The organism is Persicitalea sp. (genome assembly GCF_041751555.1).
Taxonomy (GTDB): Bacteria; Bacteroidota; Bacteroidia; order Cytophagales; family Spirosomataceae; genus Persicitalea.
Genome location: NZ_JBGSXF010000162.1, coordinates 1 through 2,347, shown reverse-complemented (window position 1 = coordinate 2,347; position 2,347 = coordinate 1). Strand labels below are relative to the sequence as shown.

The 2,347-nt window shown below is 53.6% G+C and carries 2 protein-coding genes and 1 pseudogene; all 3 read left to right on the top strand.

The features are described 5' to 3' along the window. A pseudogene (locus ACEW8P_RS05610) lies at positions 1-498 on the top strand (dihydroflavonol 4-reductase); the annotation flags it as partial. A 46-nt stretch (positions 499-544) separates the two neighbouring features. Then, a complete protein-coding gene (locus ACEW8P_RS05605; RefSeq protein ID WP_373512123.1) occupies positions 545-1,303 on the top strand; it encodes a hypothetical protein in 759 nt (252 codons plus the stop codon). Between the two features lie 125 nt (positions 1,304-1,428). Continuing rightward, entirely contained in the window at positions 1,429-2,232 is an 804-nt protein-coding gene (locus ACEW8P_RS05600; RefSeq protein ID WP_373512122.1) for a hypothetical protein, read from the top strand. Positions 2,233-2,347 lie beyond the last annotated feature (115 nt).

Here is a 2,347-nt window from a genome sequence, read left to right as displayed (position 1 = left end):
TACCTCGACGCCAACGACCATCCCTACACCCAGGCCAAGTACTTCGCCGACCAGGTGGTGCGGAAGTACGTAAAATCGCATCCTGACATGGTCTTCGAGGTCGTAAGTGTGTATCCCACCATGGTGTCGGGGCAGTCGCTGTCGGGCCGGGGCGATTCCACTTCGATGGGGATACAGTATTTGTTCAAAAACAAGATTGCCCCCAATCCATTCGTGGAGATGATGTTTGCGAAAAACGTCGAGTTTGCCGTCGTGTGGGTCGCCGATGTGGCCGAGGGGATTTTCCGGGCCGCGACTACCGCCGGACTGCACGGCAAGAACTACCTGCTCACTGGCGGGAGCTATAAAGTATCGGACATCACGCTGATGCTCAACGGGCAGGAGCCCGTGGACGCGGCCCGTACCGTGTACAGCGGCGCGGCGGCAACGCAGGATTTGGGACTACAGTTTCAGCCCGCTCACGTACCGTTCGGCGAGTGGGCGCAAGCCAACGCCTGACCTACACACCCTCTAATTCAATTTTTCACGCTAAAACTCAAATCAAATGAAAACGTTACTCTTTTCCCTTGCCCTGCTGCTGTGCAGCAACAGTTTCACGACGGCGCAAAATTTTTTCCTGCCCGTGTCGTCCACGTCGAAAACCGCGAAAGCGACTTACTACAAAGCGGCTGAGTTCGCATCGAACATTCATCCCAAAGAAGCGGATGAACAGCTCGATAAAGCCTTGCAGGAAGACCCGAATTTCTTCATGGCCTATGTGCTGAAGATTTTTTATGCCAACAAAGACAAGAAACCGGACCTGCTGACCAAAGCCCTCGCGCTCGATGCCGGAAAGCTGAACAAGGCCGAGAAAATTCTGCGTCAGCAACTGGTGAACTGGCAGGCCGACCCCAAAGCCAAAACTTCCGAAACCATGAGCGCGCTGGTGGCTGCCTACCCGAAAACCCCGCAGGCCTACGAATGGGCTTCGCTGCACGCGGTCTATACCGACAGAGATTCCGCTGCTGCGCTGGCCTACGCCCAAAAACTGGCCACTGTGAATCCGTCGTTTGCCGCCAACTACAACACGATGGGCTACATGTACATGGGGATGAAGCAGATGGACCAGGCCAAAGCGGCTTTTGAAAAATACATTGCCTTGGCCTCCAAAGAGCCCAATGCCTACGACAGCATGGCCGAGTTCTACATGAATGCCAAAGACTACGCCAGGTCGGCGGAATACTACGACAAAGCCGCCGAACTGGGTCTTGCCGACGCCAAAGCGCGGGCCGACAAAGCCCGCGAGATGATGAAGCAGAAATGATTTCAAAGTCTCTGACCTTCAAATGATTAGATTAGATTTGTATTGCAGAAAGCCGTTTTCTGCTGGGGAGCGGCTTTCTATTTTCTACTTCATTTTTCCTTCACTTTCAAAAACCCAATAATCCAATGAAAACCAGTAATCTATTTTTAGTCGTTGCCCTGCTGTTGAGCAGCCTATCGCTCCAGGCCCAAACGCCACAGCCCGTATTTGGCCTCGTGGAAACCATGAAAACCCTGCCCGGCCAAAGTGAAGCGTACGTGAAAACAGAGCGAGAAATCTGGAAAAAACTGCACCAGGAACGGGTGAAGCGCGGCCTGATTCTCGGATGGGATTTATACGCTGTTCGCTATCCAACCGGCACGAATGCCGCCTACGACTACGTGACGGTGACGTTCATGCAAGGCCAGGACAAACTGGAAAGCCCGTGGGGAACTATACCGAACGATGCCGAGAAGCTGCTGAGTAAAGAGGAGCTTGCCGCTGGCATGAGCATCGATCAAATGCGGAATCTCACGACAGCCATGCTGTTTCGCCAGAGCGATTTTGCAGCGGTTGACCCCAACGCGACTACTGCACCCAAGTACCTCATGGTCAATATGATGAAAGTAAAGCCGGGTGACGAGGCGGCCTACGAAGCCATGGAAACCAAGTTGGTGAAACCCATGATCGTAGCCATGATGAAGTCGGGCGGGAGAGCAGGCTGGGTTAGGCACAACTTGGTACTGCCGGGTGGCAGCAACCAGCCGTTCAACTTCGTGACCGTTGATGCCTACGACCAATGGGCCGACATTGGGCAGGGAGGAGACGCGGCGGCGGCAATCAAAAAAGTGCATCCCGGCATGACCCTAGCGGCCTACGGCAAGCAAATCGAAGCGACCCGGCAGTTGGTTAATCAGGAACTCTGGGAACTGATCGACTCGACGCGGTAGGCTTCTTTCGGGTGAGGACTACTCTCCAACCATAAGATTTCAAAGACTCTGATCCTCATACGATTAGATTAGGTTTGTATTCCAGAAAGGCGTTTTCTTTTGGGAGGCGACTTTC